Here is a 6203-nt window from a genome sequence, read left to right as displayed (position 1 = left end):
GAAGATGTCTGCTTCGTAGCCTGCGCGGATGCCCGGCCGGATCGGACCGGCGGCGAGCCACGGACCATCGAGACGGGCATCCGCCAGCGCGTCCCGCGCGCCCCGGCATGTCGCCATGATGTGACGCTCAACGGCTTCGGCCGCCGGGACATGGCCGCCGCGTTCGCGGGCAAGGCTGCCGCGCAGCCGGGCAAGCACGTCGCGCCTAATGCAGCACGAGATCGATAGGCGGCCACGGTCGGCGAGCACCATGCCGCCGTAGCCGCCGGGAAAAGTGAGCAGCGGCATCAGATCGGGCGGCAGCGCCGACCCGGTGAAATGTGCCTTGAACCCGAGCAGGTCCGAGGAGCGGCTTTGCTTCCCGAGCTGGCTCGGCAGCGGCCCCGGCTCCCACGAACCGTGTGCAGCGACGATTACCGATGCCCGCAGGGTCATCCCCTCCTCGCCGGGACTGCCGCTTGTAGCCTGGATCCGCACCGCCTGGCGGTCGCCATCCCTTTCGATGGCGACGGCACGGCAGGGCTGGAACACTTCCGCGCCAGCCGAGCGGGCCGCGTCGAGCAGCAGCGTGTCCAATATGTCGCGGCCAAGCGCGCGGCCGAAGCCGTTTCTTGCCGCGGGTCCGGATCGCGCGCCCGGCATCGGCGCCTCGATGCTGGCATTGCCGGAAAAGAGGCCGACCCGGCGGATTTCCGGACCGGCCTCGCCGCGCCAGGCATCGCCGACCCCAAGCCGGTCGAGGAGCGCGAGGTTGCTTGCCGAGATGTATTCGCCGCACACCTTGCGGCGCGGAAACGCGCTCTTCTCCACGATCGCGACAGCCCATCCGCGCCGGGCGAGCACCAGCGCCGCCGACGTGCCCGCCGGGCCGGCGCCGATGATGATCGCATCGTGGGTGGATGCGCGCTTCACGGCTTATCCCTGGGCGCATCCCCGACCTGGATCGCCGAGGCCCCGACAAAGACATGCGAGAAAGGCCCTGCGCGCCGTTCCTCGAGCGGGTTGCCGCCGGCGGCAGCCCAAAGATCGGAAAGCTCGTGGCCGCGAAAGCCGGCGCGGACGCTTTCAACCGCATCATGTCGCGTGATGTCGTTGACGCCGATTGCCGGCAGAAGCCGGGCCGCGACCAGTGCAAAGCCCGCCCGCAGCGGTTCCGTCGCCAGGATGAGCGGCGCCTTGGGCCGCAAAAGCGAGAACAGGCGAAGCAGTGCAGCATCGTTGAAATGATGCAGGAACAGGTTGACCGTGATCGCGTCGAAGGCCCTGCCATCCGCCCTCTCCGCCCAATCGAAGGCGTCGGCGGTGATGGTTTCGATCGTCCATCCCAGCCCGGAGAAATCCGCCGCGAGCTTCGGCGTGGCGAGGCGGACGCGATCGAGCATCGTCAGTTCCACCTCGCGCCAATCAACTGCCATGCGGCGCGCCACCTTGAGCATGAAGGTGCCGTCGCCGGCGCCGATCTCCAGGATGCGGCCCGGCGGCCTCGGCAAAAATTTCCGCATGAGCGAAGCCATGATCGGCGCCTGGAACATCAGCGCGTTGATGCGGGCGAGATCGCGGCGCGAGCGGATTGCCCGCGCATCGTCGGCCGCGAGCCCGTCCAGGATTTCCGGAACGAGGCTGCGTTCAGCGAGCGCACTCATGAGACGGTCCTGAACAGCATGGTCTCGGCCGTCAGCCCGGGCCCGAACGACATGCCGCAGCCGAGCAGCCCGCCCGGCTTCTTCAGCATCTTCTCCATCACGAACATGACGGTTGGCGACGACATGTTGCCGTATTGGCGCAGCACCTCGCGCGAGGGCTCGAGCGCGGCGGGCTCGAGTTCAAACGCCCTTTCGACGGCGTCGAGAATGCTGCGGCCGCCGGGATGCACAGCCCAGAGGTCGATCGCTTCCGGCGCCCGGCCTGCGAGGATCGCGTCCCGGTTGCTGCGCAGGGCTTCCTGGACAGCGGCCGGCACCTTGCCGGAAAGAACCATGTCGAAACCTTGGTCGCGGATATCCCAGGTCATCAGTTCGCGCTGCTCGTTCGCGACGGCGCAGCGGAAGGAGTCGAGCTCGATGCCGGGCGGCTCGGGGGTGACGATGCTCGCAGCGCAGCCGTCGCCCCAGAGGCAGAAGCAGAGCAGCTTTTCCAGTTCGGTGGTTTCCCTGATGTGCAGTGTGCAGATCTCGATGTTGACCAGCAGTACCCTTGCCCCCGGATCGGAGCGTACGATGTGGCGTGCAAGCTTGAGGCCGTTGACCGCAGCGTAGCAGCCCATGAAACCGATCATCGTGCGTTCGACGCCGTCCGCAAGGCCGCAGCGCTGAACCAGGTCGAGGTCGATGCCGGGCGCGGAGAAACCGGTGCAGGTGGTGACGATGAGGTGTGTGATGCGCGAAGCCTCGTTGCCGAGATGCAGCCCGTCGACGCCCTTTTGCGCCAGCGCGGGGGCGGCCTCTGCGAACATAGCCATTCTGGCGGCCGTCCCGGGAAATGCCCCGCGCTTGAAGATCCCGCCGAGATCGACCGACGGCCCTTCGTTGTCGAGAGCCGGGGCAAAGCAGGAGAAGCGGCGGTCAATGCCGGCAAGCCCGGCCATGCGTTCGAATAGTTTCCTGCGGTCGCTGCAGAGCATGGAGGCCGCGTAGCGCAGGTAGAACTGGTGGACTTCATGCTCCGGAACCGCCGTCGCGATCCGGTTGATGTAGGCGTTAGCGGACATGTACTGTCTCCCTGGGCCTCGGCGCGGTGCGCGCTGTTGCCGGAGGGGTTCCTTGCTCATGAGCGCGCCTTGGCAGGCGCCAAGCGCTGACCGTTGCCTGTTCGATAAACGTTTCGGAAAACCTGTTTCTTCCCCTGGCGTATGATCCCGAAACTAAAAGATTTGAAGGGGATGATAGGCAAATCAAAGTGTTACAGCCTTTTCCGCGCCCTAGCAGCAGGCAAGGATTTCGGCTCGATCACTTGCTGCCCTGCACCGTTCCGGGCACGATCAAGGCTCCCTGATCGCGCTCCGAATATCTGAAGCCGATAAAGAACAAGGCGATGATGGTGAGGCCGACCGCCAGCACGATGGCGAGGGTCCTTCCCGGGTTTTCGGCAGGGGGCCTATCTAGCATGGTGGTTCGCCTCGCATATCAACCTGGCGAGGGCGGGAAGGGTTCCCAGGCGGGTAGAACGCTCGCCCGGTCCGACATTGACGGTATCGGCAAGGAAGCGGGAAGCGCACCCCCGGGCGAAGAGCGACTACCGGCGATAGCTGCAAATTGCATCAATCGAATTGTGAGAAAATTAATCAGCGCTTTCTAATATTGTTGGTCACCCGGCAGCGAATTCCGGTAACGGACCCATGACCAAGAACCTCGGCAACGCCAAGCCCAACGCCCCTGCGGGCGAGATAAGATCCTCGCCATTCGGCAGGATAGCGCCGGCGCTGTTCCCGCTGGCAGTCGTGGCGCTGGGCTACCTCGTGGGCAAGCAGTTCTTCGGTTTCTGATGCTGGGCAAATGTTCTGTGGAGGCGGGCCGGAGCCTCGCGCGGGCCGGTGCTCGTATTCGGCCGTTTGCGCCCCTCCCACTGCTTTGGTCCTAGGGCCTAGGTCGTTCTTGCCCTTGCATTAGTACAAGCGCATGTTCGAAGTAGCCGGCAGGCTCGCAAACTCCGGTCAGGCCCGGCCGCCGAACCCAAAACACCCCCCCAGGCTGCCGGGCCGTCGGCGCGCCTTGCAAGCAAGCCCTCCACACCACCGATGGGTCCGTAACCAGCGCTGCTGCCGCGGTGGACCTGCACGCGCTCACAATCGCTCCAAAGCGCTCGAGAGGCGTATCGTTGCGCGGACCGGGCGCCGCATCGAAGTCGAATTCTACCTAGGGTGTCCTTCAAGCTTTCAGTGTCTGGATTTTATCCATTTTGAACGGCCCTTACCGGAAATCTGTATTTTCGACATCAAGTGTGCTCGTGCCTTGCAACTATTCTCCTGCTGAGGATAATAAGCGGTTGCTTGCGGCGACCCTTCGTGCGTTAAATCGTATTGCTGTTCGAGGATGCAATTCTTAGGGCGACGAGCTGGAGCTGCACATGGTGGCAGGCGAACCAGACAGTGTCCGCGTAAAATTCATCAACGGCCAATGGCTGGTGCGCGTCGTCGAAGGCGGCCGGCTGGCCCATCAACTGTTCAACATCCACGCGGAAGCCGAAGCCTTCGCCGAGGAGGAACGCCACCGGCTGGGCCTGCCGGGCGAGCCGCCGGCCGCGGAGCCGGCCGAGCCAAAGCGGCGCGGCGGGCGCAGACGCTGAGCGCCCGATATCCTCAATTCGTGTGGCTTGCCATCGCATCACCGGCAACCAGTTTGCGCTCCGCGGAAAATATGGGAACAATCGGCGGGACGGGGATGCTGCCGATGTGCAATCTTTACAACATCACCACAAGCCAGGAAGCGATCCGCCAGTGGACGCGAGCGCTGCGCGACATTTCGGGCAATCTCGAACCTTCGGTCGACATCTATCCGAACCAGCCGGCGCCGGTGGTGCGCAATGCCGCCGACGGCAGCCGCGAGCTCGCCCGGCTGCGCTGGGGCATGCCGACGCCGCAAGAACGCGTGCGCGGCAATGCCGATCCCGGCACGACCAACATCCGCAACCCGCAATATGCCCACTGGCTGCCTTATCTCGGCGTCGAGAACCGCTGCCTGGTGCCGGTGACGAGCTTTGCCGAGCCCTCGCCAAAGCCCGGCGACAAGGATCCTGAAACCGGCGTGCAGAAGAATTTCTGGTTCGCGCTCGGCGAGGACCGCCCGCTGTTCTTCTTCGCCGGGATGTGGACGCCCTGGCATGGCGTGCGCAAGGTGAAGGAAGGTCCGGGCGACCACGAGCTCTACGGCTTCCTGACGACCAGGCCGAACGCGTTGATCGCGCCGATCCACGAGAAGGCGATGCCGGTGATGCTGACCACTCAGGAGGAGACCGAGCTGTGGCTGACAGCGCCGTGGTCGGAGGCGAAGACGCTGCAGCGGCCGGCGCCGAACGACGCGCTGGTGATCGTGGACAAGCCGGCGACGCAGATCAAGTTTCCGGCGGAACCGCCGGCGCAGGGGTCGTTGTTTTAGCTCCTCGCCTTCTGCAGCACCCAGATATAACCCTTGGGCGGGTGATCCTGGTCGATGAACTGGGTCTTGACCTCAGTGTCCTTGCCGCCGCAGCGCTTGCAGCGGAAGCGGATGGTTTCGAGCGGCTTGTTCCAGCCGACCACCTTGGCCACGTCGTTCGCCTTGAAGCGGCCGGCGTGGTAGCAGTGGCGGCATTCGACTATGAGCAGCATGTTGGCCTTGACCGCCCGGCCGACGAAGCCGCGGAAACGGATGCCGGATGTGAAGTGAGCTGTGGTGGCGGCTAGTTCACGCGCCAGAGGAAATAAGGCCAGTCCGGCGTGTCGAAGGGCAAGGGGGTCCAGCGCGGCGACTGCATCGCCCGGTCGCTGACCACTAGGCCACCCGGTGCCATCAACGCATCGATGAGCGCCGCCAGCCAGCCGGCCTGGGCGGTGTCGCGGGCGCGGTCCTCACTGCCGAAATCGGCATGGGCCAAGGCTGCGGGCGCGCAGCCGGACAAGGCGGACAGCGTTTCGCGGAAATCGCCCAGCACAAGGTCGGCGCCGGCCGGCGCCGCATCAGCCGGGGCGTGCAGGTCGCGGTCGAAGGCGATGATCCGGCGGTCCGGGAACAGCTTGCGCAGATGGCTGTAGGTGCGGCCCTTGCCCAGGCCGATCTCCAGCACCGGGCCGGGCAAGTCCCGGGTCTCCCTCCGCCGCCCGCTCCAGCGCCCGGCGCTGGGTGGTGAGGCGGGCGATCATGCGGTCGAGGCGGCTGTCCATGGGCGCTCCGGGCAGGCTCGATGGTGTCGAGGGCCGCCACTGTAGCTTCGGCCAGGGACACCGTCGATCCCGAACGCGGTAAAACCAGGTCTCAGAAATAGCTCGCGTGTTGAGTGACAGCTGCTATCCCCTCGCCTTCTGCAGCACCCAGATATAACCCTTGGGCGGGTGATCCTGGTCGATGAACTGGGTCTTGACCTCAGTGTCCTTGCGGCCGCAGCGCTTGCAGCGGAAGCGGATGGTTTCGAGCGGCTTGTTCCAGCCGACCACCTTGGCCACGTCGTTCGCCTTGAAGCGGCCGGCGTGGTAGCAGTGGCGGCATTCGACTATGAGCAGCATGTTGGCCTTG

The 6203-nt window shown here is 65.3% G+C and carries 9 protein-coding genes and 1 pseudogene; 3 read left to right on the top strand and 7 right to left on the bottom strand.

The features are described 5' to 3' along the window. From EOA79_RS20065 to EOA79_RS32885, 4 genes are all read right to left on the bottom strand, one after another. On the bottom strand, positions 1 to 912 hold a 912-nt coding region (locus EOA79_RS20065), incomplete at its 3' end, for an FAD-dependent oxidoreductase (RefSeq protein ID WP_128293196.1). After that, positions 909 to 1643 (bottom strand): methyltransferase domain-containing protein, encoded by a 735-nt coding sequence (locus tag EOA79_RS20060; RefSeq protein WP_095824656.1) that lies wholly within the window; start codon positions 1641 to 1643, stop codon positions 909 to 911. The genes EOA79_RS20060 and EOA79_RS20065, both read right to left, overlap by 4 nt. Next, on the bottom strand, positions 1640 to 2707 hold the full coding sequence (locus tag EOA79_RS20055) for a type III polyketide synthase (protein WP_127334996.1): 1068 nt from the start codon (positions 2705 to 2707) through the stop codon (positions 1640 to 1642). Before EOA79_RS20055 ends, EOA79_RS20060 begins: the two co-directional genes overlap by 4 nt. A 238-nt stretch (positions 2708 to 2945) precedes the next feature. After that, positions 2946 to 3104, bottom strand: a complete 159-nt coding sequence (locus EOA79_RS32885; protein ID WP_164748208.1) for a hypothetical protein — start codon at positions 3102 to 3104, stop codon at positions 2946 to 2948. Positions 3105 to 3334: 230 nt separating this feature from the next. On the opposite strand from EOA79_RS32885, the gene EOA79_RS32880 reads away from it, so the two are divergent. The 3 genes from EOA79_RS32880 to EOA79_RS20045 all read left to right on the top strand — a co-directional run bounded on the left by EOA79_RS32880 (position 3335) and on the right by EOA79_RS20045 (position 5090). Beyond that, complete coding sequence (locus tag EOA79_RS32880) at positions 3335 to 3481, top strand: hypothetical protein (RefSeq protein ID WP_082954140.1); 147 nt, start codon at positions 3335 to 3337, stop codon at positions 3479 to 3481. A 581-nt stretch (positions 3482 to 4062) separates the two neighbouring features. After that, positions 4063 to 4281 carry a hypothetical protein gene (locus EOA79_RS20050; protein ID WP_066999287.1) on the top strand — a complete coding sequence of 73 codons (219 nt, stop codon included), beginning with the start codon at positions 4063 to 4065 and terminating at the stop codon, positions 4279 to 4281. A 104-nt stretch (positions 4282 to 4385) separates the two neighbouring features. Next, entirely contained in the window at positions 4386 to 5090 is a 705-nt protein-coding gene (locus tag EOA79_RS20045) for an SOS response-associated peptidase (protein ID WP_095824689.1), read from the top strand. Here the strand turns inward: EOA79_RS20045 and EOA79_RS20040 are convergent. The 3 genes and pseudogenes from EOA79_RS20040 to EOA79_RS20030 all read right to left on the bottom strand — a co-directional run. Then, complete coding sequence (locus EOA79_RS20040) at positions 5087 to 5302, bottom strand: hypothetical protein (RefSeq protein ID WP_095824658.1); 216 nt, start codon at positions 5300 to 5302, stop codon at positions 5087 to 5089. The genes EOA79_RS20045 and EOA79_RS20040 overlap by 4 nt on opposite strands. Before the next feature lie 71 nt (positions 5303 to 5373). Continuing rightward, a pseudogene (locus EOA79_RS20035) lies at positions 5374 to 5772 on the bottom strand (class I SAM-dependent methyltransferase); the annotation flags it as partial. Positions 5773 to 5977: 205 nt separating this feature from the next. Next, positions 5978 to 6203, bottom strand: a 226-nt coding sequence (locus tag EOA79_RS20030; protein WP_164893899.1) for a hypothetical protein, incomplete at its 5' end; no start/stop codon positions are given.

Origin of the sequence: Mesorhizobium sp. M1A.F.Ca.IN.020.03.2.1, assembly GCF_004023205.1 — a bacterium.
Lineage (GTDB): Bacteria > Pseudomonadota > Alphaproteobacteria > Rhizobiales > Rhizobiaceae > Mesorhizobium.
This window is presented reverse-complemented; position numbering and strand designations above follow the sequence as displayed.